Here is a 25,696-nt window from a genome sequence, read left to right as displayed (position 1 = left end):
TTCGACATTCGGGCATCAGGGGCAGGCGTCTTACCTTACGTCGCGTAGGTTACTTGAACGTATGCTTTCAGTAAGGGAGCCTGTCGCCGCCTGGCGGCCTCCTGAATGTCAGGGGATGTCAGCAATTTTCTGAGTGCGTTTAGATCCGCATAGCATAGCTGATAAGCATCCAGCGCAACAACAGTAACCGCCCCCTCTTCGGTCTTTTCTCTGCAAGCTGGAAGACGCTGTGCAGTTTTCACTGTGAATGCGTCACTTCTCCACGCAATATGAGGTTTCACGCTAGACTTAAAGCGTAACGTGTTGGAACGTTAAGGAGAAAAAATGAACAAGGTCGCTCAGTACTACCGGGAGCTGGTTTCAGCGCTGACTGAAAGGATCAATCGGGGAGAGCACGATATTGATGCGCTGGTCGAAAGTGCGCGGCAGCGTATGTATAACAGAGGCGAGCTTACCCGTACGCAGATAGATGATGTCACGCGTGCGGTAAGGCGGGATCTGGAGGAGTTCGCCCGCAGCTATACCGAAACGCAGGACACCACCAGCGACAGCGTTTTTATGCGCGTTATCCGTGAAAGCATCTGGAAAGAACTGGCGGATATCACGGATAAGAGCCAGCTGGAGTGGCGGGAAGTCTTTCAGGATCTGAACCATCACGGCGTTTATCAAAGCGGTGAGGTGGTCGGTCTGGGCAATCTGGTTTGCGAGAAATGTCACTTTACCCGCGCTATTTATACCCCGGAAAGCCTGACCCGCTGTCCTGAGTGCGGACACGATCAGTTTCAGCGGGAGCCTTTTGAACCCTGAAAAATCAGTGCGATCGGGACGCCCGCAGGGTAATGCGGCGTCCCGTTCCGTCGGGATTAATGCAGGATTTTCGCCAGGAAATCTTTAGCGCGATCGGATTGCGGATTGTTGAAGAAGTCATCTTTCGGTGAATCTTCCACGATGCGTCCTTCATCCATAAAAATTACCCTGTTAGCGACCTTGCGGGCAAAGCCCATCTCATGCGTCACAACCATCATCGTCATGCCTTCATTGGCTAATTCCACCATGACGTCCAGCACCTCATTGATCATTTCCGGATCGAGCGCCGAGGTAGGCTCGTCAAACAGCATAGCGATAGGATCCATACAGAGCGCACGGGCGATAGCCACGCGCTGCTGCTGGCCGCCCGAAAGCTGTCCGGGATGTTTGTTGGCGTGGGCGGAAAGACCGACGCGCTCCAGCAGCTTTAAGCCTTTCTGCCGCGCTTCTTCTTTATTACGCTTCAGTACCTTTACCTGGGCGATGGTCAGATTTTCCACAATGCTCAGGTGCGGGAACAGCTCAAAGTGCTGAAATACCATGCCGACTTTCGAACGCAGCTGCGCCAGGTTTGTGCGCTTATCGTTAACGGCGATGCCGTTTACCTCAATGCTGCCTTGCTGAACAGGCTCAAGGCCGTTCACCGTTTTGATCAGCGTCGATTTCCCCGAACCCGACGGCCCACAAACCACCACAACTTCGCCTTTTTTCACTTCGGTTGAGCAGTCGGTCAGCACCTGAAAGTGACCATACCACTTAGAAACGTTTTTCAGGGTAATCATTTAAACTGTCCTTTTTTTCTTTAAATAGCTGACCAACAGCGAAGCGCTAAGGCTGATAACAAAGTAGACCGCACCGGCAAACAGAACCATTTCAATTTCGGTACCGTTATTGATGCCGATGGTGTCGGCAGTACGGAAGAAGTCCGCCAGGCTGAGCACGTAGACCAGCGACGTATCCTGGAACAGAACAATGCCCTGGGTAAGCAGCAGCGGCACCATGGCGCGGAAAGCCTGTGGCAGGATAATCAGCTTCATCGACTGCCACTGGGTCATGCCCAGCGCCAGCGCAGCGCTACCCTGCCCACGGGCGATGCTGATAATGCCCGCGCGGATAATTTCCGAATAGTAGGCGGCTTCAAACAGTGAAAAAGCGACCATTGCAGAAATCAGACGGATATCCGTCTTCGGCGACAGGCCGAGCACCTTTTGCAGGAAGCTGGGGACAATCAGATAGAACCAGAGCAGCACCATCACCAGCGGGACGGAGCGAAACAGGTTGACGTACAGCCGGGCAAACCAGCTGATGGGCTTAAAGCTGGACAGGCGCATTACCGCCAGCAGCGTGCCCCAGAGAATCCCGAAGAACACCGCCGTCAGGGTTATCTTGAGCGTGAGGATCATGCCGTTAACCAGGTAAGGCAGGTTAGGGGCGATCGTGCTCCAGTCATATTCGTACATTACTTGCCTCCCATGCCGCCAGGCAGCCGGACTTTACGTTCGACCAGGCTCATCACGAACATGACAACCAGGTTGATAGCAATATAAATCAGGGTGATAGCGGTAAAAGATTCATAGGCGTGCGCGGAATAGTCCAGCAGCTTACCCGCCTGTGCCGCCAGGTCCACCAGCCCGATAGTGGAGGCAATGGCGGAGTTTTTCACCAGGTTCAGCATTTCCGAGGTCATCGGTGGAACGATAACGCGGTAGGCGTTTGGCAGCAAAACGTAACGGTAAGTTTGTGGCAGCGTCAGCCCCATCGCCAGACCGGCGTTTTTCTGGCCGGTGGGCAGTGACTGAATCGCCGCACGCACCTGCTCACAGACGCGCGCAGCGGTAAAGAGGCCGAGGCAGAGCACCGAACAGGTAAAGAACTGAACGTTTGGATCGATTTCAGATTTAAACCACATCCCGATATCAACGGGGAGCAGTTCTGGCACCACCAGATACCAGATAAAGAACTGCACTATCAGCGGAACGTTACGAAACAGCTCCACGTAACAGGTGCCGACTGAGGAGAGCAGCCGGTTAGGTACGGTACGCAAAATGCCAAACAGCGAACCGACAAAAAAGGCGATAATCCACGCGCAGAGGGAGACGGCGATGGTGACCTGAAAACCTGACCAGAGCCACCCCAGGTAGGTGGTATTACCGAACGGCGCCTCTTGCAGGAAGATGCCCCAGTTCCAATCAATTGACATAAAATACTCCGCTAAAAAAAGGGTAGCGAAGCTACCCTGAAGATTGATGAGAGGCCGCTTGATGCAGGTTTTGGGGAACGACCATCACCTGCCTTTGCCTGAGGTCCGACGCACCGGGCGTCTCTCAGGCTGTTGTCTGTCCGGGCCTTTATTCAACAATCATTGGGCAGCGAAGGGCTGCCCTTATTTTCATTATTAGTTCAGAGCCTTATCGTTAGGCGTTTTAAATACCGCTTTCATATCGTCCGACAGGGAAAAGTTCATATTGAGATCTTTTGGCGGAATAGGCTGTTTGAACCACTTATCGAACCATTTTTCCGCTTCGCCTGAGGTCTGCGCTTTGGCGATGGTTTCATCCACCAGCGTTTTGAAAGACGCGTCATCTTTACGCAGCATACAGCCGTAAGCTTCTTTCGACTGCGGCGTACCGACAATTTCCCAGTTGTCCGGCTGCTTGGCTTTAGCGCGTTCGCCCGCCAGCAGTGCGTCATCCATCATAAATGCCACGGCACGTCCGCTCTGCAGCGTACGGAAAGAGTCACCATGATCTTTGGCGCTGATAATGCGCATACCCAGCTTCTGCTCATCGTTCAGCTTATTCAGCAGAACTTCTGAGGTGGTGCCGGAGGTAACCACGACCGTTTTGCCTTTCAGATCGGCAAAATCTTTGATATCGCCGCCTTTCTTCACCAGCAAGCGGGTACCGATCACGAAGATAGTGTTGGAGAAGGCCGCCTGTTGCTGACGCTCAACGTTGTTGGTCGTGGAGCCACACTCAAAATCGTAGGTGCCGTTTTGCAGCAGCGGAATACGGTTCTGGGAGGTGATTGGCAGCATTTTAACCTGCAGGTTGGGCTTGTTCAGCTTGGTTTTAATCGCCTCAACGATCTGACTGGAATAGGCCTGTGAGTAGCCGACAACTTTTCGCGAATTGTCGTAATAAGAAAAGGGAACGGAGGATTCACGGTGACCCACAACGATAACGCCGTTATCGTTAATTTTTTTCAGGGTGCCGGTGAGTTCTTCTGCCTGGGCGACACCTGCCGCTGCACTTAACAGCAGCAGCGATAACGCCACTTTGCGCATCTGCATGTTCCAACTCCTTCATGGTGGGGCGCAAAAATAAAATTGCGCCGATTATGATGTTATGTGTATTTCCTGCTGCTTTTCTTTTTATCTCTGGGGGTAACCACACCCTTAGCCCTAACATAGCTGATTGTTAACGCAATGAAACAATAAAGTTTCTTTTTTGCGAACTGCGCCGCACCAAAGCGGCGCATTTCAGGGGCAATGCTCCGCCACAGGGCACGTGTTGGTCCTTTATGGTGCATAAGCGTATGCCGTAGCGGCCATGACGGGCAACGCAGCAGGCCTGCCACCCTATCAAGCAATTGTTATGCCAAAGTTTCCAGAAAGCGCTCTGATTGCGCAGTGCAGGTGAGAGAACGCGGGGGAGAAGAAGCGCTGGCCCCAGGAAAGGGCCAGCGTTGGAGATGACTAGCGCTGCCTGAAGCGTAAAACTGCCGCGGTCAGGCCGAACAGCAGCGTGATAATCCAGACAGACCAGTTGCCGAAACGGGCATAAGGCGTTAATCCCTGGGTCGGCGTAACCTGAGTTGCCAGTACCCCGGCAACAAACTGCGGGATCATCTCTTCCACATCACCCTGCGCATTAATGACGGCCGTTACGCCATTATTGGTGTCACGCAGCAGGGGGCGACCAAGCTCCAGCGCCCGCATCCGCGCCATCTGAAAATGCTGCCATGGACCGATCGAGTGCCCGAACCAGGCATCGTTTGAAATAGTCAGCAGAAAATCGGTATCGGGGCGGAAATTATCCCTGACCTGCTGGCCCAGGACGATTTCATAGCAAATAGCGGCGGTCAGGTTGAGCCCAGCCACTTTCAGCTGAGGCTGGATATAGCCGCCGCGGCTGAAAGAGGACATCGGCAGGTCGAAGAACGGTGCAAGCGGACGCAGTAACGACTCCAGCGGTACGAACTCGCCGAACGGTACCAGGTGGTTTTTCTGATAGCGGTTCGGGCTGGCGTAGTCATACGGCGCTTCGCCGCCGAGCACGATAATGGAGTTGTAATCGTGATAGCGATTATCCTCCAGCCTGGAATCAACAATGCCGGTAAGCAGGCTGCTCCCCTCAGCCCGCAGTTCGCGATCGACAGACTTCAGGAACGGCTGTTGATTACTTTCCAGGTCGGGGATCGCCGACTCAGGCCAGATTATCAGCGGGACTTTACCGACGTAAGGGCGGCTGAGTGAGGTGTAGGTTTTCAGCGTGTTAATCAGCTGATTAGGATCCCACTTCAGTGACTGGGGAATATTTCCCTGGACCATCGCCACTTCGACAGCGCGTTCAGGTATGGCCTGATACCAGCTTATCAGCCGCAGCGGCCAGGGCAGCAGCAGCAGGGCCAGCGCGGCTACGGCGGCAATCCAGCGGCGTTTAGCCAGGGCAAAGACCAGCAGGCCGGTCGTCACCATTAGCACAAAAGTGATACCTTCCACGCCCATCAGCGGGCCAAGGCCCTTCAGCGGCCCGTCAATCTGGCTGTAGCCAAACTGCAGCCACGGGAAGCCGGTCAGGATCCAGCCGCGCAAAAACTCGGTGATTTGCCAGAGGATGGGCGCAGCCACGGCGAGACGGAGAAGGGAGGTCTTTGGAAACAGCCGGTTGAGCAGGGCAGCAAACAGCATGGTGTAGAGTGAAAGGTAAGCCGCCAGCAGGACGACCAGCAGGACATTGACCGGGCCCGGCATGCCGCCAAATGTCGCGATGCTGACATACACCCAGTTAATGCCGCTGCCAAACAGGCCAAAGCCCCAGGCGAAGCCGATAGCGGTCGCCTGGCGGGTGGTGCGGTTAAGCGTCAGCGCTAACAGGCCAAACAGCGCCACCAGCGCGGCAGGCCAGAAATCATAAGGCGAAAAAGAGAGGGTGCCAGCGGCACCCGTCAACAGCGCTAAAAGCAGGCGGACCCGCTGGCGCTGATATAAAGAAGCAATCATTGAGAATTATTCTTCCAAAGTCGGTTGCGGCGAGTTTTCCGGAATTTTAACGTGGACCTGGATAATGCGTCGGCTGTCAGCCATGGCGACCTTAAACTGGTAGCCATCAATTTCAATGCTCTCGCCGCGCGCGGGCAGATGACCGAACGCCTGCATCACCAAACCGCCAATGGTATCCACCTCTTCATCGCTGAAGTTAGTGTCAAAGACCTCATTGAAGTCCTCAATCGGGGTCAGGGCGCGGATGGTATAGGTATGGCGGCTTAGCTGACGGATATCACGATCTTCTTCATCGTCATACTCATCTTCAATTTCACCGACAATCAGCTCCAGGATGTCCTCAATCGTGACCAGTCCTGAGACGCCACCAAACTCATCAATGACAATCGCCATGTGATAGCGCTGCGAGCGGAACTCTTTCAGCATCCGGTCGACACGCTTGCTTTCTGGCACCACGACCGCCGGGCGCAGCACGGCTTCCATGCTGAACGGCGACGCGCTGCTGCTCATAAAGGGCAGCAGATCTTTGGCCATCAGAATGCCTTCAACATGGTCTTTATCTTCGCTGATCACCGGGAAGCGGGAGTGGGCGGACTCAATGATCACTTCCAGACACTCTTCCAGCGTCTGGTTACGCTTCAGGGTAATCATCTGCGAACGGGGGATCATAATGTCGCGAACGCGCTGTTCGGCGATATCCATCACCCCTTCGAGCATGTCACGGGTATCGGGATCGATGAGATCGTTCTGCTCGGAGTCGCGGATCAGTTCCAGCAGGTCGTCACGGTTTTTAGGCTCACCGTGAAACAACTGGTTGAGGATGAGGGTAAAAAATCCCTTTTTACTACTGGGACTGTCATTGTTCTGTGAATGGTCATCGCTCATGGCGTTTTTGTTTATGTCACTCTAGTCAGATTAGGAGAGGCCCCTTTCCACTGATGGGTCGGAAAAGGGGCAATGTCAGGCATCAGCCTGGTCAGGGTAACGCTTTCTCCGAAATGTACGGGTCGTCATAACCAAGAGCAAGCATTATCTCGGTCTCGATCCCTTCCATCTCTTCGGCTTCGTCATCTTCAATATGGTCATAGCCCAGCAAATGCAGGCTCCCATGCACCACCATATGGGCCCAGTGGGCCAGTAAAGGTTTTTCCTGCTCTTCCGCTTCCTGCTCAACGACCTGACGACAAATGATCAGATCGCCCAGCAGCGGAAGTTCGATGCCCGGCGGGGCTTCGAAGGGAAAGGAGAGCACGTTGGTCGGCTTATCTTTTCCCCGATAGGTATGGTTCAGCTCGCGGCTTTCCGCCTCGTCCACCACGCGGACGGTAACCTCACTCTCTTCCTGAAACTGTGGCAGAACCGCTTCCAGCCAGCGGCGAAAATCAGATTCTGCCGGGAGGCCTTCTGGCTGTTCGCAGGCGATCTGAAGATCCAGAATCACGGTGCTCATTTCGGCACCTGCGCGGCCAGGGCTTCACGCTTGCGTTCTTCCGCCAGCGCATCGCGCCGCTTCTGATCGGCAGCCTCCCAGGCTTCATAGGCGATGACGACGCGGGCAACGACCGGATGGCGTACCACATCTTCGCTGTGAAAGAAGTTGAAACTGATTTCGTCAACTTCCGCCAGCACTTCAATCGCATGACGCAGCCCCGATTTCAGATTACGCGGCAGGTCGATCTGGGTAACGTCGCCGGTGATCACCGCTTTAGAGTTAAAGCCGATGCGGGTCAGGAACATCTTCATCTGTTCAATGGTGGTGTTCTGACTCTCATCCAGGATGATAAACGCATCATTCAGCGTGCGGCCACGCATATAGGCCAGCGGCGCAACTTCAATCACATTGCGTTCAATCAGCTTCTCAACCCGCTCAAAGCCCAGCATTTCGAACAGGGCGTCATAGAGAGGCCTCAGATAAGGATCCACCTTCTGGCTGAGATCGCCCGGCAAAAAGCCCAGCTTTTCTCCCGCCTCAACGGCAGGGCGGGTGAGCAGAATGCGGCGAACTTCCTGCCGCTCCAGCGCGTCGACCGCGGCGGCAACGGCCAGATAGGTTTTCCCCGTTCCCGCCGGACCAACGCCGAAGGTGATATCGTGATCCAGCATGTTAGCCACATACTGCGCCTGATTGGGCGTACGGGGTTTAATCACACCACGTTTGGTCTTGATATTGACCGCTTTACCGTATTCAGGAACGCTGTCGTCAGACTGCTCCAGCGCCCGGCTCTCTTTGATAGCCAGATGGATTTGCTCGGGATCGATATCGGGGATATGACCACGTACCGGTGCCGTATCGACATACAGGTTGCGCAGGATGGTCACGGCAGCGTTGACGGACGGCGCTTTGCCGACAAGCTTGAAAGCGTTGTCGCGACGGTTGATTTCAATGCCCAGCCGGCGTTCCAGCTGTTTAATGTTGTCATCAAAAGGCCCGCAAAGGCTCAGCAGGCGGGCGTTATCAGCAGGATCCAGCGTTATTTCGCGTGTTTCAATATTCAAACTAATCCTTTGGGTCGCTCAGGGCCAGGTTGAGGATGGCATGTCATGGGCGCGCCGTAGGAGTAAACGGCGGTACCATAAGGGAATTATTTATGGCGCGGCCAAAAGGCGCAAGCGCTGAAGCAAATATTTGGGCGCTGCTCTAAGAAAGCAAGGGTAACTGACTGAATACCCACAGCGGGCCTGCAAAGCCCGCCGCAGGAAATGGAGGATCAAGGCTGGAAAAGACCCACGCCCAGTTCGTTTTCTTTGCGCGTACGCGCAATAACCGAGGCCGGGGTTTCAACGCTGCGCAAATCCATCTGCTCTTCGGTGCGAATCACAACGCCGCGCAGGGAATTGCTGTAAACGTCAACGATTTCCACATCGACGAATTTACCGATCATCGCTGGCGTGCCTTCAAAATTGACCACGCGGTTATTCTCGGTACGGCCCGACATTTCCATCACGTTTTTACGTGAGGTGCCTTCCACCAGAATACGCTGGACGGTACCCATCATGCGGCGGCTCCATGTCATCGCCTGATGGCTGATACGCTCCTGAAGCTGCCACAGACGCTGTTTCTTCTCTTCTTCCGGCACGTCGTCAGGCAGATCGGCCGCGGGCGTACCGGGACGGGCAGAGTAGATAAAGCTGAAGCTGGTATCAAAATTGACGTCAGCGATAAGCTTCATGGTCTGCTCAAAGTCCTGCTGGGTTTCACCCGGGAAGCCGATGATGAAGTCGGAGCTGATCTGGATATCGGGACGGGCCGCAATCAGCTTGCGGATAATCGCCTTATACTCCAGCGCGGTATGCGCACGTTTCATCAGGGTCAGGATGCGATCGGCGCCACTTTGGACCGGCAGGTGCAGGAAGCTGACCAGCTCCGGCGTGTCGCGATAGACCTCAATGATATCGTCCGTAAACTCAATCGGATGGCTGGTGGTAAAGCGAATACGGTCGATGCCGTCAATCGCCGCGACCAGGCGCAGCAGGTCGGCAAAACTGCAGACCTCGCCATCGTAGGTTTCACCCCGGTAGGCGTTTACGTTCTGTCCGAGCAGGTTAACTTCACGAACGCCCTGCGCCGCCAGCTGGGCAATTTCAAAAAGAATGTCGTCGCAAGGCCGGCTGACCTCTTCGCCACGGGTGTAAGGCACCACGCAGAACGTACAGTATTTGTTGCAGCCTTCCATAATGGAGACGAACGCGGTCGGGCCATCCGCTCTTGGCTCTGGCAGACGGTCGAATTTTTCGATTTCCGGAAAGCTGATATCCACGACCGGGCTTTTGGAACCCCGCACGGTATTGATCATTTCCGGCAGGCGGTGAAGCGTCTGCGGGCCAAACACGATATCGACATAGCTGGCGCGCTGACGGATATGATCGCCTTCCTGCGACGCAACGCAGCCGCCCACGCCGATGATCAGCTCGGGATTACTCTCTTTCAGCGATTTCCAGCGCCCAAGCTGATGGAAGACCTTCTCCTGCGCTTTTTCACGGATGGAACAGGTGTTAAGCAGCAGAACGTCGGCTTCTTCCGCCACCTCGGTCAGGGTAAACCCGTGGGTGCTGTTTAGCAGGTCAGCCATCTTGGATGAGTCGTACTCATTCATCTGACAGCCCCAGGTTTTGATATGCAATTTTTTAGTCATCTGGTTGCCATTTATCAAGCAGGAGGAAGTACGGGGCGCGTATTGTAATGCTTTGCTGCTGTTGTGACCAGCGCGCAAGCTTTTCTGTCAGCAATTCCAATTGGCCCCTAAAATTCCGGTACACTTAGCGTAACAGAATTCGCCCTGAACGTTACAGACAGAGGGCTCGCAGATGTCTTACGGACAGGATAAAAACATGACTGAGACAAAAAAATGGGATGTCGTCATCGTGGGCGGCGGCATGGTTGGCGCTGCGCTGGCGAGCGGCCTGGCGGATCAGGGTTTCCAGGTGGCCGTCCTGGATCAGCAGGCGCCTGCTGAATTTGACCCGGCCAGCGATCCTGATATCAGAATCTCCGCTATTGGCGCGGCCTCCGTTGACCTGCTGAAGCAGCTACAAGTCTGGCCGTCTGTCGTGGCGAAGCGCTGTACCCCCTACCGTCGCCTGGAGACCTGGGAATGGCATACCGCCCGCGTCGGCTTTGATGCTGACTCCCTTGGCCTGCCCGAGCTGGGCTTTATGGTGGAGAACAGCGTCCTTCAGCGGGCGCTCTGGGAGCGTCTGCAGGCGCAGGAGATCGAACTCCTGTCACCGGCGCGGTTAAAGGATCTGCAGCCCTGTAACGGTGGATGGAAGATGATGCTTGAAAGCGGCGAAACCCTGAATGCGCGGCTGGTGATTGGTGCCGACGGGGCCAATTCACAGGTTCGCCAGCTGGCCGGTATCGGCATACATGGCTGGAACTACGCGCAGTCCTGCATGCTGATCAGCGTGAAGTGTGAGCAGGCGGCAGGTGACTGCACCTGGCAACAGTTTACGCCGGAAGGGCCGCGTGCTTTCCTGCCGCTCTCTGACGGCTGGGCTTCTCTGGTGTGGTACGACCGACCGGCGCGGATTCGTCAGCTTCAGGGAATGAATATGGTGCAGCTTAGCCAGGAGATAAAAAACCATTTCCCCGCCCGGCTTGGCCGGGTGACGCCGGTTGCTGCGGGTGCATTCCCGCTGGTTCGCCGTCACGCCACGCGCTATGTGCAGCCGGGGCTGGCACTGGTGGGCGATGCTGCGCACACCATTAACCCGCTGGCCGGGCAGGGCGTCAACCTTGGCTATCGCGATGTGGATGCGCTGATTGACACGCTGACCGCCTCCCGCGAGCGCGCTGAGGACTGGGCCTCGGAAGCGGTGCTGCTCCGCTATCAGCGGCGCAGGCAGAAAGATAATTTACTGATGCAAACCGGTATGGATCTTTTCTATTTTGCCTTCAGTAATCCCTTCGCGCCGTTGCGGGTTGTACGCAACCTCAGTCTGATGATGGCCGAGCGCTCAGGTGTGCTTAAGCGGCAGGCGCTGCGGTACGCGCTGGGACTATAAGGAAGCGGAGTGAGATGCGCCTCTGAGACAGAAAGGGAGGCGCACAAGGTAAAGCGACAGAGGCCGGACAACAGACGTAAAAAAGCCCGCATAAAGCGGGCTTTTTTACGTCTGGCTGGGGTGCAGGGATTCGAACCCCGGAATGCTGGTATCAGAAACCAGTGCCTTACCGCTTGGCGACACCCCAATTTTTCGGTGCGATCCGCAATGCAAATCGTCTTTTTTATGGCTGGGGTGCAGGGATTCGAACCCCGGAATGCTGGTATCAGAAACCAGTGCCTTACCGCTTGGCGACACCCCAATAAAATTGGTGGCTACTACGGGAATCGAACCTGTGACCCCAGCATTATGAGTGCTGTGCTCTAACCAGCTGAGCTAAGTAGCCTAATTTTACTGCGTTATAACTGTAACATACTTTTTAAAAAAGTGGCTGGGGTACCTGGATTCGAACCAGGGAATGCCGGTATCAAAAACCGGTGCCTTACCGCTTGGCGATACCCCATCCGTGCAAAGCCGCTTATGGAAATGGTGCGGGAGGCGAGACTTGAACTCGCACACCTTGCGGCGCCAGAACCTAAATCTGGTGCGTCTACCAATTTCGCCACTCCCGCAAAAAAGATGGTGGCTACGACGGGAATCGAACCTGTGACCCCAGCATTATGAGTGCTGTGCTCTAACCAGCTGAGCTACGTAGCCATCTTTTTTCGCGTTACCTTCATCGGCGTTGCGGGGCGCATTATGCGGAGTTGACCTAAAAGCGTCAACAAGTTTTTTCCCGTTTTTTGCCCTGAACGTTTTGTTTGACTGGCTTATAACCAGCATGCTGATTAAATCAACAAATTCTGACGCTAACACGCGCAATATAAAAAATAACGGGCCGTTACAGGCCCGTTTTTGATCCGTCCGCCGTCAGTTATTTATAGGCTGACTGGTGTACGCCAACGGCGCGCCCGGAAGGATCGTCCATGGTTTTGAACGCTTCATCCCACTCAATGGCTTTTGCCGACGAACAGGCGACAGAAGGGCCTCCAGGTACGCATTCTGCGGCGCTCGGCAGCGGGAACAGCTCTTCAAAAATTTCACGATACAGATAGCCTTCCTTCGAGGTTGGCGTGTTGTACGGGAAACGGAAATGGGCCGTCTGAAGCTGCTGGTCGGTAACCTGCTGCGCGGCAACTTCTTTCAGGGTGTCGATCCAGCTGTAGCCCACGCCATCCGAGAACTGCTCTTTCTGACGCCACGCCACGCTTTCCGGCAGGTAAGAGGAGAAACATTCGCGCAGGATATGTTTTTCCATTTTGCCGTTCGGACCGCACATTTTATCGGCCGGGTTGATGCGCATCGCCACATCGAGGAATTTTTTATCCAGGAACGGTACGCGTGCCTCAACGCCCCAGGCGGACATCGCTTTGTTCGCGCGGGCGCAGTCAAACATATGCAGAGCCAGCAGCTTACGGACGTTCTCCTCGTGAAACTCTTTCGCGTTTGGCGCCTTGTGGAAATAAAGATAACCGCCAAAGACCTCATCCGCGCCTTCGCCTGAAAGCACCATTTTGATGCCCATCGCTTTGATCTTACGGGACATCAGGTACATTGGCGTTGAGGCACGAATCGTGGTCACGTCGTAGGTTTCAATGTGATAAATCACATCGCGGATGGCATCCAGGCCTTCCTGTACCGTGAAGTGAATTTCATGGTGCACCGTACCAAGATGATCGGCGACTGACTTCGCCGCTTTTAAATCGGGTGAACCTTCCAGGCCGACGGCAAAGGAGTGCAGCTGCGGCCACCAGGCGTCACTTTTGTCCTGATCTTCCACACGCTTCGCCGCATAACGCTTGGTTACAGCAGAAATAATGGAGGAATCCAGGCCGCCGGAGAGCAGTACGCCATAAGGCACGTCCGACATCAGGTGGCTTTTCACCGCCTCTTCCAGCGCATCTTTCAGCGCAGCAGCATCGGTCTTGTTATGCTCAACCGCTTCATAGCTGAACCAGTCACGCTGCCAGTAACGGTGAATTTCACCATCGGTGCTGGACATATAGCTTCCCGGAGGGAACTCTTTAATCGATTTGCAGATCGGCACCAGCGCTTTCATCTCAGAAGCGACAAACAGGTTGCCGTGCTCATCGTTGCCCATATAGAGCGGAATGATACCGATATGGTCACGGCCAATCAGCCAGGTTTTCTTCACGCTGTCATACAGGATAAAGGCAAACATGCCCTGCAGGTCATCGAGGAAATCCACCCCTTTTTCCTGATAGAGCGCCAGAATCACTTCACAGTCTGATTCGGTCTGAAACGTGTAACGATCGCTTAACTCTGCACGCAGCGCCTGATGGTTATAGATTTCACCGTTCACGGCTAAAACATGCGTATGGTCTGCGTTATAGAGAGGCTGTGCGCCATTGTTTACGTCAACGATAGAAAGACGCTCGTGCGACAAGATTGCCTGGTCATCGGCATAGACGCCAGACCAGTCCGGGCCGCGGTGACGCATCAGACGGGAAAGCTCCAGAGCTTTCTTACGCAGTTCGACTGGATCGCTTTTAAGATCCAGTACGCCAAAAATAGAACACATAGCTAACTCCCTATCGACATCCCAGAACGGTGATGATGGTAACGTAATCAGTAGGACGAGGTTTGTCGTCCGATAGATAAGAAAATGCGCTATCTCCCCCCCTTGACGCAAGCATTTTAGCGTTTCTCTGAAAAATAGTCCGTTGACGCGGCTCAAACTTTGATGATTATTCAATTAAAGAGGTGAAAAATTGCCGATATGATAATTTTTATAGAGATACGGTTAATATTTAATCAGGTGTGCGGCGTAAAAAAGCCCGGCCTTTAGGCCAGGCCTGATTGCTAGAGGATATCGATATCCGCCACTGAGGGGAAAACCCAGCTGGGCCGGAAAGGCATGGCGTCAATATCACTGAGCGTGGAAACGCCCGACAGCACCAGGATGGTCTCCAGCCCCGCCTGGAAACCGGCAAGGATATCGGTACGAAGATTATCCCCCACGATCACCGTCTCTTCGGAATGCGCCTGCATTTTGTTCAGTGCGGCACGCATAATCCACGGGCTGGGCTTGCCCACATAAAAAGGCGAGCGGCCTGAAATTTTCTCGATGCCCGCACAGAGGGCGCCACAGGCCGGCACGAAGCCACGGGCATGCGTATCGGGATTGGTGGCAATGAAACGGGCACCGTTAGCCACAAAGAAAGCGGCCTTATGCATCATATCCCAGTTGTAGGAGCGGGTTTCCCCCACGATGACAAAATCCGGATTGATATCGGTAATGGTAAAACCCGCTTTATAGAGTTCATGAATCAGCGCGCCTTCTCCCACAACGTACGCTTTTTTACCTTCCTGACGTCGTAAAAAATCAGCAGTGGCCATCGCCGAAGTATAAAAAACGCTGTCCGGCAGATCGATGCCTGCGGAAGCGAACCGGTTAGCAAGATCGAGCGCCGTCTGGGAAGGGTAATTGGTCAACAAGACCAGCGGCATTCCTTTAGCCAGAATCCGTTGCAGGAACTCATTCGCGCCCGGAACGGCGGTATTGTCATGCATCAGGACGCCGTCGATATCGCAAATGACGTTTTTGATGCTCATCTTTTCGCTGTCGTTCAGAGTTAAAGCGCTCATTAGCCTTCCAGTAGATGTTGTAAAAGAATGCCGTTAAGCATGGCACGTTTCGCCAGCGCAAAGGCGCCAATGGCCGAGCGATGATCGAGTTCCGAGCGGACAACCGGCAGGTTTTTACGAAACGCCTTCAGAACCTGCGTATTAATGCAGCCTTCAATGGCGGGAAAAAGCACTTTATCTGCTTCGGTGATCTCACCGGCAATAACCACTTTTTGCGGATTAAACAGGTTGATGGCGATGGCTACCGCTTTACCCAGATGACGGCCGACATATTCAACCACTTCTGCGGCCAGCACGTCGCCCCGGTTGGCGGCTTTACAAATCTGCGTCATATGGCACTCATCGGGCGTCAGTGAGCTTGGATAGCCCTGCGCCAGCAAATGACGTACGCGATGCTCAATAGCGCCATTGGCCGCAATAGTTTCCAGACAGCCAAAATTGCCGCAGTGACAGCGTTCACCCAGAGGATCGACCTGAATGTGTCCCAGTTCACCCACGTTGCCGTTACTGCCTAAAAAGATATGACCATTTGCAATAATGCCAGCTCCTGTTCCCCGGTGAACGCGCACCAGGATGGAGTCCGCGCAGTCTCGCGATGCACCAAAGTAGTGCTCGGCCAGCGCCAGGCTGCGTATATCATGGCCGACGAAGCTGGTTACGCCGAAGCGTTTTTTCAGGTTAGCGACGAGCGGCCAGCAGCTTACATTAATATGCGGCATATACCGGATCACGCCGTTATCAGGATCGACCAACCCCGGCAGGATGACCGCGATCGCAATCAGTTCCCGCAGCTTGCGCTGATGCTGTTCGCTAAAGTGGGCGATGGCGTTGAAAAGGGCGTGCTCCAGGGTCTCCTGGGTCCGTTCCGGCAGCGAATAGTCTTCCTGGGCGAGAGATTTTCCACTGAGATCAAACAGCGTGAGCGTGGCGTCATTACGTCCGAGGCGGATACCGATGGTATTGAATCCGCGGGTTTCCGTCACGATGGAGATGGCGCGGCGGCCTCCGGTCGAGGCCTGCTGATCGACTTCTTTGATCAGCCCGCGTTCAATAAGCTGGCGGGTAATCTTGGTGACGCTGGCGGGGGCTAGCTGGCTATGCTCGGCAATCTGAATGCGCGAAATCGGGCCCTGCTGGTCGATAAGCCGGTAAACGGCCGCGCTGTTGAGTTGCTTAACAAGATCGACATTTCCTATTTGAGCCTGGCCGCCAGTGGTCATTCAGTATCTACTCGCTTAAGACTTCGTCACCATTAACGATAGTCTGGATTATTTTGTAGTCACGGGTGAAAAGCGTCAGGTTTGCCACTTTTCCGGCCTCAATCGAGCCTAACGTCTTCTCTACACCCATAGCCCGTGCAGGGTAAAGCGTTGCCATTCTTAACGATTCGTCCAGGGAAATGCCTGCATGTTCGACGCTGTTCGCTACCGCTTCGATCATTGTCAGTGCAGAACCGCTGAGCGTGCCGTTTTCGTCAACGCAGAGCCCATCCCGGTAGTATATTGTTTTTCCTGCAAAAATGAACTGGTCAATCGAGGCACCCGCTGGCGCGGTGGCATCGGTAACCAGCACTAATTTATCGCCCTTGATGCGTTTGGCGTTACGGACGTTAGCGTAATGAACGTGTAATCCATCCGCAATAATGCCGCAATAAATATCAGGGGAGTCAAACAGCGCACCAATCAGCCCAGGCTCACGGCCGGTAATTGTCGGCATGGCGTTATAGAGATGCGTGGCGAAGCTGATGCCGGCATTAATGCCGCGTCGGGCTTCATCCCAGGTCGCGTGGGAGTGGCCGCAGGAGATAACGATACCCGCTTCGCTCAGCTGGCGGATAAAGTGGCTTTCGACCTGTTCGGGAGCCAGGGTGATCTTGGTGATGACGTCCGCGTTTGCGCAGAGAAAGTCCACCAGCTCCTGATTCGGCTCACGAATTAAGTCAGGATTGTGGGTCCCTTTTTTAAGGGGATTGAGCCAGGGACCTTCGAGATGCAGGCCCAGCGCTTTATTGGCATTCTGCGCCAGGTAGCTGCGCATAACGTCAACCGCGCGCTTCATCAGCGCATCGCTGCTGGTAATAAGCGTAGGCAGGAAGCTGGTACAGCCTGATTTTTCGTTCGCTTTCTGCATGATATCCAGCGTTTCTGTGCTGATCGCGCTGGGGTCATCATTAAACTGCACGCCGCCGCAACCGTTAAGCTGTACGTCGATAAAGCCGGGAGCGATCAGCGCGCCGTTGACGTCGCGGACGGTCACGCCGGCTGGCAGTTCTTCCAGCCTGCAAACGCGCTCAATCAGGCCGTTGGCGATAACAACAGCATGATTATCCAGTATTTCATGGCCGGTATAGAGGCGGCCATTAGTTAATGCGTACATAAATCTCTCCCGGCGGTGTCTGGCTGAGCGCGCCGTTCCGGCGCGGCCCAACGGTATTCTGAGTTCTTACAGATCTTTCACGTTTTCCGCTTCCATTTCGCGGAAATACTTAACGGTTTTGACTTTCAGTTCCATTGTCGCAGGCTCATCGCACACCACCACGGATTTGGCGTGCAGCTGAAGGCAGCTGATGGTCCACATATGATTCACGTTTCCTTCAACCGCCGCCTGAAGCGCCTGGGCTTTCACATGGCCGGTAACGAGGATCATCACTTCTTCGGCATCCAGCAGGGTGCCGACACCCACGGTCAGTGCATATTTCGGCACCTGATCAACATCGCCGTTAAAGAAGCGGGAGTTCGCCACCCGGGTGTCATGCGTCAGGGTTTTAATGCGGGTGCGGGAAGCCAGCGAGGAAGCCGGTTCGTTAAAGGCAATGTGACCGTCATTGCCCACGCCACCCATAAACAGGTGAATTTTGCCATAACGACGAATTTTTTCTTCATACTGGCGGCATTCTGCGTCAATATCTGGCGCGTTACCGTTAAGAAGATTAATGTTTTCGCGTTGAATATCAACATGATCAAAAAAGTTGCGGTACATAAAGCTGTGGTAGCTTTCCGGATGCTCTTTAGGCAGACCGACGTATTCATCCATGTTAAAGGTGACAACGTGCTTAAAGCTAACCTGGCCTGATTTATGCATCTCAATTAAATGCTTATAGGCGACCAGCGGCGTACCGCCGGTAGGCAGTCCGAGAACAAAGGGGCGATCGGCAGTAGGACTGAAGGCATTGATGCGGTTAACGATATGACGGGCGGCCCATTTTCCAACATGGTCAGGGGTAGCCAAAGGAATCAGTCTCATGTATCACCTCATTTAAGCAAAATTAGAAGAAGGTTGACGGTGCCCTTGTTACTGACGATAAGCCTACGTCTCCGGGGGCATATCCGCGAGGGATAAATCCGTCCTGATTTTTCGGATCATAAAATAAGTTTCCGGTGATAGCCAGAAGCACGGAAGAAATAGTGCCTATTTTGGTGATAATAGTCACAGTTGCAGCGGTTTTAATTTGCGAAGCGAATTAAATTTTTCTTACACTCCGCTTCGTGGTTTTAACTGTTATTCAGAAACCAACAGGCCGTGATAATAAAACGAAACGGCTCATGGCGCCTTAACGGGTCTTATAGGGGGAAAGGTGAATATTTTAAGCTATCTACAAAGAGTAGGACGGGCGCTGATGGTGCCGGTGGCAACGCTGCCCGCCGCCGCCATTCTGATGGGGATTGGGTACTGGATCGATCCTGACGCATGGGGGGCGGGCAACGCCTTCGCTGCGCTGCTGATTAAATCCGGTGCCGCGATCATTGAACATATGTCCGTGCTGTTTGCCATTGGCGTCGCTTACGGCATGTCAAAAGATAAAGATGGTGCGGCAGCGCTGACCGGCTTTGTCGGTTTCCTGGTGGTAACAACGCTCTGTTCTCCAGCAGCGGTTGCTATGATTCAGAAAATTCCGGTCGAGCAGGTTCCGATGGCGTTCGGAAAAATCGAGAACCAGTTTGTCGGTATCCTGGTCGGTATCATCTCTGCGGAGATGTATAACCGCTTCAGCCATGTTGAGCTGCCTAAGGCGCTCTCCTTCTTCAGCGGTCGTCGCCTGGTTCCTATTCTGGTTTCCTTCCTGATGATTCTGGTTGCCTTTATCCTGATGTATATCTGGCCGCTGATTTTTGGCGGTCTGGTCAGCTTCGGTGAAAGCATTCAGAAACTTGGCTCGGTCGGCGCCGGCGTTTATGCCTTCTTCAACCGCCTGCTGATCCCGGTTGGCCTGCACCACGCTCTGAATTCCGTATTCTGGTTTGACGTGGCGGGCATTAACGACATTCCTAATTTCCTCGGCGGTGCACAGTCGCTCGAAAGCGGTAAGGCCGTTGTCGGTATCACTGGCCGCTATCAGGCTGGCTTCTTCCCAATCATGATGTTCGGTCTTCCTGGCGCAGCGCTGGCGATCTATCATTGCGCCCGTCCGGAAAACCGCGCGAAGGTCGGCGGGATTATGCTGGCGGCTGCTTTTGCCGCCTTCTTTACCGGTATTACCGAACCGCTCGAGTTCTCCTTCATGTTTGTGGCGCCGGTTCTCTATTTAATTCACGCCGTGCTGACCGGTATCTCGGTATTTATCGCCGCGAGTTTGCACTGGATTTCCGGCTTCGGCTTCAGCGCCGGGCTGGTGGATATGGTGCTTTCGTCACGAAATCCGCTTGCGACCAAATGGTATATGCTGATCCCGCAGGGGCTGGTTTTCTTCGTCATCTATTACGTGGTCTTCCGCTTCACCATCAAAAGATTCAATCTGCTGACGCCGGGTCGCGAACTGGCGGTGGATGGCGATGAAAGCGATGGTTATGACGTGAACGTGGAGAATAGCGGTAATAAAGAAACTGATACTGAGTCTCTTGCGCGTCATTACATCAGTGCGGTAGGGGGATCGGATAACCTGACCGGCATCGACGCCTGTATCACGCGACTGCGCCTGAACGTGAAGGACAGCGGGGCCATAAACGAAGCCGTGGCTAAACGCCTGGGCGCGTCCGGCGTTATTCGTCTGAATAAGCAGAGTATTCAGATTATTGTCGGCACGCGGGCGGAAACCATCGCTTCTGCGATGAAAACCGTACTGAGTAAAGGCCCTGTTTCCGCTGCGGCGGCGGCAACCTCTGCGGCGTCCATCGCCTCCCCGGTGGCGCAAGCTGAACCTAAAGTGGCAAAAGGGGTGATCGGGGTACTCGTGGCACCGGTCAGCGGTGAAGTGGTTGCACTGGACCAGGTGCCTGATGAAGCCTTCGCCAGTAAGGCGGTCGGCGATGGTCTGGCAATCAAACCAACCAGCAAAACCGTTGTTTCTCCAGCCGCAGGCACCGTGGTGAAAATCTTCAACACTAATCACGCGTTCTGTCTTGAAACGGAAAAGGGCATCGAAGTCGTGGTGCATATGGGGCTTGATACCGTCGCGCTGGGCGGCAAAGGCTTCACGCGTCTGGTTGAAGAGGGCGCTCAGGTTACGGCCGGTCAGCCGGTACTTGAGATGGATCTCGACTGGCTGAATGCCAATGCCCGCTCGATGATTAGCCCTGTCGTGGTCAGCAATATTGAGGACTACAGCGGCATTACTCTGCTCGCGGGTGAAACCGTTGTGGCGGGCGAAAGCCGCCTCTGTGAGATTAATGGTTAACGGCTAAGGCCAGCTTGATGCAGGGCGGGAAGCGATTCCCGCCCTTTTTTTATCGTTAAGCCCTAACAAACGGTTGTTTCCCTTCGCCGCTTTGTGGATCATACTCCGTTATTTCACGTACTAATTGCGCTAAGCATTCCTGAGGAAATTGAGATGAGTGAGGCAGAAGCCCGCCCAACTAACTTTATTCGTCAGATTATTGACGAAGATCTGGCGAGCGGTAAGCACACCAGCGTGCATACCCGCTTCCCGCCCGAGCCTAATGGCTACCTGCATATTGGTCATGCCAAATCGATTTGCCTCAATTTTGGCATCGCCCAGGATTACCAGGGCCAGTGCAATCTGCGCTTTGACGATACCAATCCGGTGAAAGAAGACCTGGAATTCGTTGAGTCGATCAAAGAAGACGTGCAGTGGCTGGGCTTTGAGTGGAGCGGCAACGTCCATTACTCATCTGACTACTTTGATCAGCTGCATCACTATGCCGTTGAGCTGATTAATAAAGGCCTCGCCTACGTTGACGAGCTGACGCCTGAGCAAATCCGCGAATATCGCGGCTCGCTGACTTCTCCGGGTAAAAACAGTCCTTACCGCGATCGCAGCGTGGAAGAGAACCTGGCGCTGTTTGAGAAAATGCGCAACGGTGAGTTTGCCGAAGGCACTGCCTGCCTGCGCGCCAAAATTGATATGGCGTCTAACTTCATTGTGATGCGCGATCCGGTGCTCTACCGCATCAAGTTCGCCGACCATCATCAGACGGGCAGCAAGTGGTGCATCTACCCGATGTACGATTTCACCCACTGCATCTCCGATGCGCTGGAAGGGATCACCCATTCGCTCTGCACGCTGGAGTTTCAGGATAACCGCCGTCTCTATGACTGGGTGCTGGATAACATCACCATTCCGGTGCATCCGCGCCAGTATGAGTTTTCGCGCCTCAATCTTGAGTATGCGATCATGTCCAAGCGTAAGCTCAGCCTGCTGGTCAGCGAGAAGATTGTAGAAGGCTGGGATGACCCACGTATGCTGACCGTTTCCGGTCTGCGCCGTCGTGGTTACAGCGCGGCTTCTATCCGTGAGTTCTGCCGCCGTATTGGGGTCACTAAGCAGGACAACATCGTGGAGATGGCTTCGCTGGAATCCTGCATCCGTGACGATCTGAATGAGAATGCGCCAAGGGCGATGGCCGTACTCGATCCGGTGAAGCTGGTCATTGAGAACCTGCCGGCGGGTCACGAAGAGATCATCACCATGCCTAATCATCCGAACAAGCCGGAGATGGGAACGCGGGATGTGCCGTTCAGCCGGGAAATCTATATCGATCGCGCTGACTTCCGTGAAGAAGCCAACAAGCAGTACAAACGTCTGGTGCTGGGCAAAGAGGTTCGCCTGCGCAACGCTTACGTGATCAGGGCTGAGCGCGTGGCAAAAGATGAAGAGGGCAATATTACCTGCCTGTTCTGCACCTGCGATACGGAAACGCTGAGCAAAGATCCTGCTGATGGCCGTAAGGTGAAGGGCGTGATCCACTGGGTTTCTGCCGAGCATGCGCTGCCGGCCGAGTTCCGGTTATATGACCGTCTGTTCAGCGTGCCAAATCCTGGTGCGGCGGAAGATTTCCTGACGACGATTAATCCTGAGTCGCTGGTTATCCGTCAGGGCTTCGTCGAGCCAGGCCTCGGCAATGCACAGCCTTCCAGCCCTTATCAGTTTGAGCGCGAAGGCTACTTCTGTGCTGACAGTCGCTACTCCAGCGCCAGCAAGCTGGTATTTAACCGTACCGTCGGTTTACGCGATACCTGGGCAAAAGCAGGCGTATAAACGTTCCGGCCTCTGTCAGGGCTAGCGTTGACAGAGGTGGCGTACTTGTACAGGTTAAAATCCGTAATCCTTTTTTCAGGATTACGGATTTTTTTATGTCACGTCATGGAGAAGAGGGACAGGGCGCGGGATAAAGAGGACGCAATCGATCTGGTATCGCAATCCCTGCTTAACCTGTTTTACAGACGAAAAAAACCGGTGAGGTCCTCACCGGTTTTTTCTTTTTGAGCCGCAGTCGCTTCAGTAAACAGAGCGAGTGCCGATCTGGCAGCATCACCGGAACGTAAAAGCGTACAGGTCTGAATCCTGCTGCCGGGTTAATTTTTGGTTACTTATCGTGCAGCGTCTCATCTTCACGGCAGTCGCCCGTAAAGCAGTGACCATAGAGATAGAGGCTGTGGTTGCTGAGCTTGATGCCGTGCTTCGTGGCGATATCACGCTGACGGGCTTCAATAGACTCATCGCGGAACTCAATAACCTTGCCGCAGTCCAGGCAGATAAGGTGGTCATGATGATGCTGCTGGGTCAGTTCAAAGACCGACTTGCCGCCTTCAAAATTATGACGCGTCACGATACCGGCGTCATCAAACTGGTTCAGAACGCGGTAAACCGTCGCCAGACCAATCTCTTCGCCCATATCAATCAGGCGCTTATACAAATCTTCCGCACTGACGTGATGGCCTACGGGTTCCTGAAGCACTTCCAGAATTTTAAGTCGTGGAAGTGTGACTTTCAGGCCGGCCTTCTTTAATGCGGTGTTATTGTCAGTCATGCGGATATTGTCCTGTTACTTTGCTAGTCACTAAGTGGCTGAAAAGCCCTGAGCATCGGTCGTCGCTGAAAAACCAGGCGCCTCAGTATAGAACTGATACGCCGAAATGAAAACCGCGGAGGCGCTTCACCGCTGTGGGATGTAAGGGAGAAGCCGTTACATCCTGAAAAGCAGGGGCCCGTCTGTGGTGGATTACATTTCGCGCTGTCTCATCGAAGCCGCCTTTAGGGCGAAAGGCGCTGAGAAAGCCGGATGACCGATGGCGATATTGTACAGTTTTGCAGGTGAAAGTTACAAAAAAGTGCCTATTACTAATATAGGAAAAACCATGCGCCTGATGTGAGATAGCGCCCACATCAGGCGGCCAGAATCAGGCCTCAAGGATTTCCTTCAGATGCAGCTCCTCGTAAACCTGCCTGACCCACTTCTCTGTACGTTCAGCGGTCAGTTCAGGTTGACGATCTTCATCAATGGCCAGGCCGAGGAAATGATTGTCATCCGCGAGGCCTTTAGACGCTTCAAAATGATAGCCTTCCGTCGGCCAGTGGCCAACGATCACCGCGCCGTTAGGCTCTATGATGTCGCGAATAGTCCCCATCGCGTCACAGAAGTACTCGGCGTAGTCTTCCTGATCGCCGCAGCCAAACAGGGCCACCAGCTTACCGTTGAAGTCGATCTCTTCAAGAGTAGGGAAGAAATCGTCCCAGTCGCACTGGGCTTCGCCGTAGTACCAGGTGGGGATACCCAGCAGCAGAATATCAAAGGCTTCAAGGTCTTCTTTGCTACTTTTCGCGATATCATGAACCTCAGCCACCTCGTTACCGAGCTGCTTCTGGATCATTTTTGCAATGTTTTCGGTATTGCCCGTATCGCTGCCAAAGAAAATGCCTACGATTGCCATGAGTTTAATAACCTCTTGAAACTTAATGATATGGTGACTGCTGTTAAAGACAGATAACGACAATGATAGCAGACAGCCTCAGGGGGATAAACGAGTAATACTCCTGCTTTTGTCGCTTTGTGCTTTGTCCCGGTCTGCGTGCAAAGCCCTGGCGGCGGGCTTTTAACCGTTCTGTCTGACTAACTGCGCCATCACCATTTCTTCTATCAGCTCGCTGCGGCTCATATTGCGCTGCTCGGCGAGCTGGTTAAGGGCATCCACCGCGTCGCTGTTCATTTTCAGCTCGACACGCTTCAGTCCACGCACTTTATCCCGTTTAAGCTGGTTGCGTTTGTTGATACGCAGCTGCTCATCACGCGTTAGCGGATTTGTTTTAGGTCGTCCCGGACGACGCTCATCTGCAAACAGATCGATCGTGGTGCGGTCCGTGTTTTCTTTTGCCATAGAATCGAGATACTGAAAAGGCTGGATTGCTGATGAATTGGTCAGGCTGCCGGCTGAAATTTCATCAGCGACAAATTTTTAGCGCGCCATCATACCCTGTGAAAGTGGGGACGACAATGATTTAACATCCCCATAAAACTTTTGTTGTTACAGCGCGAAAAAGCGGCTGATGGCGCGTAAAACCGCTTCAGGTTTTTCCGCATGGACCCAGTGACCTGCGCCGCTGATAACATGGGCGCGCGCCTGCGGAAACTGAGCGAGCAGCGCCTCGCGGTATTCATCAGCGAGATACGCTGAGCGGTCACCCCGGATAAAGAGCGCAGGATGCGGCCAGGCGGGCAGCGTTTGCCAGCCGATGATCTCATCGTAGGCATTCCAGAGGGCTGGCACGTTAAAGCGCCATTCACCTTCATGGAATGATTTCAGTAAAAACTGAATCACCCCTTCTTCATCTATACTCTGACGCATCAGGGCGGCCGCCTCACTGCGTGACGTGATTCCCGCCGCGCTGACCGCATCGAGGGCGGCAAAAAAGCGGTCGTGATGACGTTCCCGGTAGGCGATGGGGGCAATATCGATAACTACCAGTTGCTCAATGCGCCCGGGGACCAGCGCGGTCAGCGCCATCGCGATTTTACCGCCCATAGAGTGGCCCACGACGGTGAAACGATCGATTCCCAGATCGTCAAGTGTCTCCACGACATCCTGCGCCATAGCGGGATAGTTCATCTCCTCTGAACGTGGAGAAAGGCCGTGATTGCGCACGTCAATCTGCACCACACGGCGGCGATCCTTCAGCCCCCGGGCCAGCACGCCAAGATTGTCGAGGCTGCCAAACAGGCCGTGAATCAGCACCACCGGCGCGGCGTCGGTAGCGGATTGTTCAGATTGCAGGCGAACATTCAATTTCATAGTAAAGTTCTTACAGTGGAAACGAGGGGTTAGGGTATCATGGATGGACGT

At 54.1% G+C, this 25,696-nt stretch carries 22 protein-coding genes and 6 tRNA genes; 4 read left to right on the top strand and 24 right to left on the bottom strand.

Annotation, left to right across the window (positions count from 1 at the left end):
- Nucleotides 1-324 precede the first annotated feature (324 nt).
- Nucleotides 325-807, top strand: coding sequence for a zinc ribbon-containing protein (locus AAH446_RS05670; protein WP_342905698.1), 483 nt, complete (start codon nt 325-327; stop codon nt 805-807).
- 56 nt (nt 808-863) lie between these two features.
- Here AAH446_RS05670 and AAH446_RS05665 read toward each other — a convergent pair whose 3' ends face one another.
- From AAH446_RS05665 to miaB, 9 genes are all read right to left on the bottom strand, one after another.
- Nucleotides 864-1,589, bottom strand: a complete 726-nt coding sequence (locus tag AAH446_RS05665; RefSeq protein WP_342905697.1) for an amino acid ABC transporter ATP-binding protein — start codon at nt 1,587-1,589, stop codon at nt 864-866.
- Nucleotides 1,590-2,267 (bottom strand): glutamate/aspartate ABC transporter permease GltK, encoded by a 678-nt coding sequence (gene gltK, locus AAH446_RS05660; protein ID WP_342905696.1) that lies wholly within the window; start codon nt 2,265-2,267, stop codon nt 1,590-1,592. It abuts the gene before it with no gap.
- Nucleotides 2,267-3,007, bottom strand: coding sequence for an amino acid ABC transporter permease (locus tag AAH446_RS05655; RefSeq protein ID WP_342905695.1), 741 nt, complete (start codon nt 3,005-3,007; stop codon nt 2,267-2,269). The genes gltK and AAH446_RS05655 overlap by 1 nt, the downstream gene beginning before the upstream one ends.
- A gap of 195 nt (nt 3,008-3,202) precedes the next feature.
- Nucleotides 3,203-4,099, bottom strand: coding sequence for an amino acid ABC transporter substrate-binding protein (locus AAH446_RS05650; protein ID WP_342905694.1), 897 nt, complete (start codon nt 4,097-4,099; stop codon nt 3,203-3,205).
- Between the two features lie 405 nt (nt 4,100-4,504).
- The gene (gene lnt, locus AAH446_RS05645) at nt 4,505-6,031 is read right to left on the bottom strand and encodes an apolipoprotein N-acyltransferase (RefSeq protein ID WP_342905693.1); all 1,527 of its coding nucleotides are present in this window, start codon (nt 6,029-6,031) and stop codon (nt 4,505-4,507) included.
- A gap of 6 nt (nt 6,032-6,037) precedes the next feature.
- A complete protein-coding gene (corC, locus tag AAH446_RS05640; protein WP_342905692.1) occupies nt 6,038-6,916 on the bottom strand; it encodes a CNNM family magnesium/cobalt transport protein CorC in 879 nt (292 codons plus the stop codon).
- Between the two features lie 91 nt (nt 6,917-7,007).
- On the bottom strand, nt 7,008-7,481 hold the full coding sequence (gene ybeY / locus AAH446_RS05635) for an rRNA maturation RNase YbeY (protein WP_342905691.1): 474 nt from the start codon (nt 7,479-7,481) through the stop codon (nt 7,008-7,010).
- Nucleotides 7,478-8,527 carry a PhoH family protein gene (locus tag AAH446_RS05630; RefSeq protein WP_342905690.1) on the bottom strand — a complete coding sequence of 350 codons (1,050 nt, stop codon included), beginning with the start codon at nt 8,525-8,527 and terminating at the stop codon, nt 7,478-7,480. The genes ybeY and AAH446_RS05630 overlap by 4 nt, the downstream gene beginning before the upstream one ends.
- Before the next feature lie 212 nt (nt 8,528-8,739).
- A complete protein-coding gene (gene miaB, locus AAH446_RS05625; protein ID WP_342905689.1) occupies nt 8,740-10,164 on the bottom strand; it encodes a tRNA (N6-isopentenyl adenosine(37)-C2)-methylthiotransferase MiaB in 1,425 nt (474 codons plus the stop codon).
- Between the two features lie 196 nt (nt 10,165-10,360).
- On the opposite strand from miaB, the gene ubiF reads away from it, so the two are divergent.
- Nucleotides 10,361-11,536 (top strand): 3-demethoxyubiquinol 3-hydroxylase, encoded by a 1,176-nt coding sequence (ubiF, locus tag AAH446_RS05620; protein ID WP_342905688.1) that lies wholly within the window; start codon nt 10,361-10,363, stop codon nt 11,534-11,536.
- Between the two features lie 112 nt (nt 11,537-11,648).
- Here the strand turns inward: ubiF and AAH446_RS05615 are convergent.
- The 11 genes from AAH446_RS05615 to nagB all read right to left on the bottom strand — a co-directional run bounded on the left by AAH446_RS05615 (nt 11,649) and on the right by nagB (nt 18,427).
- A tRNA-Gln gene (locus AAH446_RS05615) sits at nt 11,649-11,723 on the bottom strand.
- A 39-nt stretch (nt 11,724-11,762) separates the two neighbouring features.
- Nucleotides 11,763-11,837: transfer RNA gene (locus AAH446_RS05610), tRNA-Gln, on the bottom strand.
- Between the two features lie 7 nt (nt 11,838-11,844).
- Nucleotides 11,845-11,921 (bottom strand) — tRNA-Met (locus AAH446_RS05605).
- Between the two features lie 42 nt (nt 11,922-11,963).
- A tRNA-Gln gene (locus AAH446_RS05600) sits at nt 11,964-12,038 on the bottom strand.
- Nucleotides 12,039-12,062: 24 nt separating this feature from the next.
- A tRNA-Leu gene (locus AAH446_RS05595) sits at nt 12,063-12,147 on the bottom strand.
- Between the two features lie 8 nt (nt 12,148-12,155).
- Nucleotides 12,156-12,232, bottom strand: a tRNA-Met gene (locus AAH446_RS05590).
- 217 nt (nt 12,233-12,449) lie between these two features.
- Nucleotides 12,450-14,117, bottom strand: coding sequence for an asparagine synthase B (asnB, locus tag AAH446_RS05585; protein WP_342905687.1), 1,668 nt, complete (start codon nt 14,115-14,117; stop codon nt 12,450-12,452).
- Between the two features lie 281 nt (nt 14,118-14,398).
- Nucleotides 14,399-15,151 (bottom strand): HAD-IIA family hydrolase, encoded by a 753-nt coding sequence (locus AAH446_RS05580; protein ID WP_342905830.1) that lies wholly within the window; start codon nt 15,149-15,151, stop codon nt 14,399-14,401.
- 32 nt (nt 15,152-15,183) lie between these two features.
- A complete protein-coding gene (nagC, locus tag AAH446_RS05575) occupies nt 15,184-16,404 on the bottom strand; it encodes a DNA-binding transcriptional regulator NagC (protein WP_342905686.1) in 1,221 nt (406 codons plus the stop codon).
- Nucleotides 16,405-16,411: 7 nt separating this feature from the next.
- A complete protein-coding gene (nagA, locus tag AAH446_RS05570; RefSeq protein WP_342905685.1) occupies nt 16,412-17,560 on the bottom strand; it encodes an N-acetylglucosamine-6-phosphate deacetylase in 1,149 nt (382 codons plus the stop codon).
- Nucleotides 17,561-17,626: 66 nt separating this feature from the next.
- A complete protein-coding gene (nagB, locus tag AAH446_RS05565) occupies nt 17,627-18,427 on the bottom strand; it encodes a glucosamine-6-phosphate deaminase (RefSeq protein WP_342905684.1) in 801 nt (266 codons plus the stop codon).
- Between the two features lie 337 nt (nt 18,428-18,764).
- Here nagB and nagE point away from each other — a divergent pair, with 337 nt between their 5' ends.
- Nucleotides 18,765-20,795, top strand: coding sequence for an N-acetylglucosamine-specific PTS transporter subunit IIBC (gene nagE, locus AAH446_RS05560; RefSeq protein ID WP_342905829.1), 2,031 nt, complete (start codon nt 18,765-18,767; stop codon nt 20,793-20,795).
- 153 nt (nt 20,796-20,948) lie between these two features.
- Nucleotides 20,949-22,616, top strand: a complete 1,668-nt coding sequence (gene glnS / locus AAH446_RS05555; protein WP_342905683.1) for a glutamine--tRNA ligase — start codon at nt 20,949-20,951, stop codon at nt 22,614-22,616.
- Nucleotides 22,617-22,944: 328 nt separating this feature from the next.
- Here glnS and fur read toward each other — a convergent pair whose 3' ends face one another.
- From fur to ybfF, 4 genes are all read right to left on the bottom strand, one after another.
- Complete coding sequence (fur, locus tag AAH446_RS05550; RefSeq protein ID WP_342905682.1) at nt 22,945-23,388, bottom strand: ferric iron uptake transcriptional regulator; 444 nt, start codon at nt 23,386-23,388, stop codon at nt 22,945-22,947.
- A 370-nt stretch (nt 23,389-23,758) separates the two neighbouring features.
- On the bottom strand, nt 23,759-24,289 hold the full coding sequence (fldA, locus tag AAH446_RS05545) for a flavodoxin FldA (RefSeq protein ID WP_342905681.1): 531 nt from the start codon (nt 24,287-24,289) through the stop codon (nt 23,759-23,761).
- A gap of 162 nt (nt 24,290-24,451) precedes the next feature.
- A complete protein-coding gene (gene ybfE / locus AAH446_RS05540) occupies nt 24,452-24,733 on the bottom strand; it encodes a LexA regulated protein (RefSeq protein ID WP_342905680.1) in 282 nt (93 codons plus the stop codon).
- A 147-nt stretch (nt 24,734-24,880) separates the two neighbouring features.
- On the bottom strand, nt 24,881-25,645 hold the full coding sequence (ybfF, locus tag AAH446_RS05535) for an esterase (RefSeq protein WP_342905679.1): 765 nt from the start codon (nt 25,643-25,645) through the stop codon (nt 24,881-24,883).
- Nucleotides 25,646-25,696: the final 51 nt, after the last annotated feature.

The sequence above is a fragment of the Erwinia psychrophila genome, assembly GCF_039023475.1.
In the GTDB taxonomy this organism is placed as follows: domain Bacteria; phylum Pseudomonadota; class Gammaproteobacteria; order Enterobacterales; family Enterobacteriaceae; genus Erwinia.
Note: the sequence above shows the minus strand (reverse complement) of the source record. Positions and strands in the feature narration are given on the sequence as shown.

Coding starts and splice junctions, on each gene's coding strand:
- AAH446_RS05670 (WP_342905698.1), top strand. CDS start 325: ATGAACAAGGTCGCTCAGTACTACCGGGAGCTGGTTTCAGCGCTGACT.
- AAH446_RS05665 (WP_342905697.1), bottom strand. CDS start 1,589: ATGATTACCCTGAAAAACGTTTCTAAGTGGTATGGTCACTTTCAGGTG.
- gltK (WP_342905696.1), bottom strand. CDS start 2,267: ATGTACGAATATGACTGGAGCACGATCGCCCCTAACCTGCCTTACCTG.
- AAH446_RS05655 (WP_342905695.1), bottom strand. CDS start 3,007: ATGTCAATTGATTGGAACTGGGGCATCTTCCTGCAAGAGGCGCCGTTC.
- AAH446_RS05650 (WP_342905694.1), bottom strand. CDS start 4,099: ATGCAGATGCGCAAAGTGGCGTTATCGCTGCTGCTGTTAAGTGCAGCG.
- lnt (WP_342905693.1), bottom strand. CDS start 6,031: ATGATTGCTTCTTTATATCAGCGCCAGCGGGTCCGCCTGCTTTTAGCG.
- corC (WP_342905692.1), bottom strand. CDS start 6,916: ATGAGCGATGACCATTCACAGAACAATGACAGTCCCAGTAGTAAAAAG.
- ybeY (WP_342905691.1), bottom strand. CDS start 7,481: ATGAGCACCGTGATTCTGGATCTTCAGATCGCCTGCGAACAGCCAGAA.
- miaB (WP_342905689.1), bottom strand. CDS start 10,164: ATGACTAAAAAATTGCATATCAAAACCTGGGGCTGTCAGATGAATGAG.
- ubiF (WP_342905688.1), top strand. CDS start 10,361: ATGACTGAGACAAAAAAATGGGATGTCGTCATCGTGGGCGGCGGCATG.
- asnB (WP_342905687.1), bottom strand. CDS start 14,117: ATGTGTTCTATTTTTGGCGTACTGGATCTTAAAAGCGATCCAGTCGAA.
- AAH446_RS05580 (WP_342905830.1), bottom strand. CDS start 15,151: ATGAGCATCAAAAACGTCATTTGCGATATCGACGGCGTCCTGATGCAT.
- nagC (WP_342905686.1), bottom strand. CDS start 16,404: ATGACCACTGGCGGCCAGGCTCAAATAGGAAATGTCGATCTTGTTAAG.
- nagA (WP_342905685.1), bottom strand. CDS start 17,560: ATGTACGCATTAACTAATGGCCGCCTCTATACCGGCCATGAAATACTG.
- nagB (WP_342905684.1), bottom strand. CDS start 18,427: ATGAGACTGATTCCTTTGGCTACCCCTGACCATGTTGGAAAATGGGCC.
- glnS (WP_342905683.1), top strand. CDS start 20,949: ATGAGTGAGGCAGAAGCCCGCCCAACTAACTTTATTCGTCAGATTATT.
- fur (WP_342905682.1), bottom strand. CDS start 23,388: ATGACTGACAATAACACCGCATTAAAGAAGGCCGGCCTGAAAGTCACA.
- fldA (WP_342905681.1), bottom strand. CDS start 24,289: ATGGCAATCGTAGGCATTTTCTTTGGCAGCGATACGGGCAATACCGAA.
- ybfE (WP_342905680.1), bottom strand. CDS start 24,733: ATGGCAAAAGAAAACACGGACCGCACCACGATCGATCTGTTTGCAGAT.
- ybfF (WP_342905679.1), bottom strand. CDS start 25,645: ATGAAATTGAATGTTCGCCTGCAATCTGAACAATCCGCTACCGACGCC.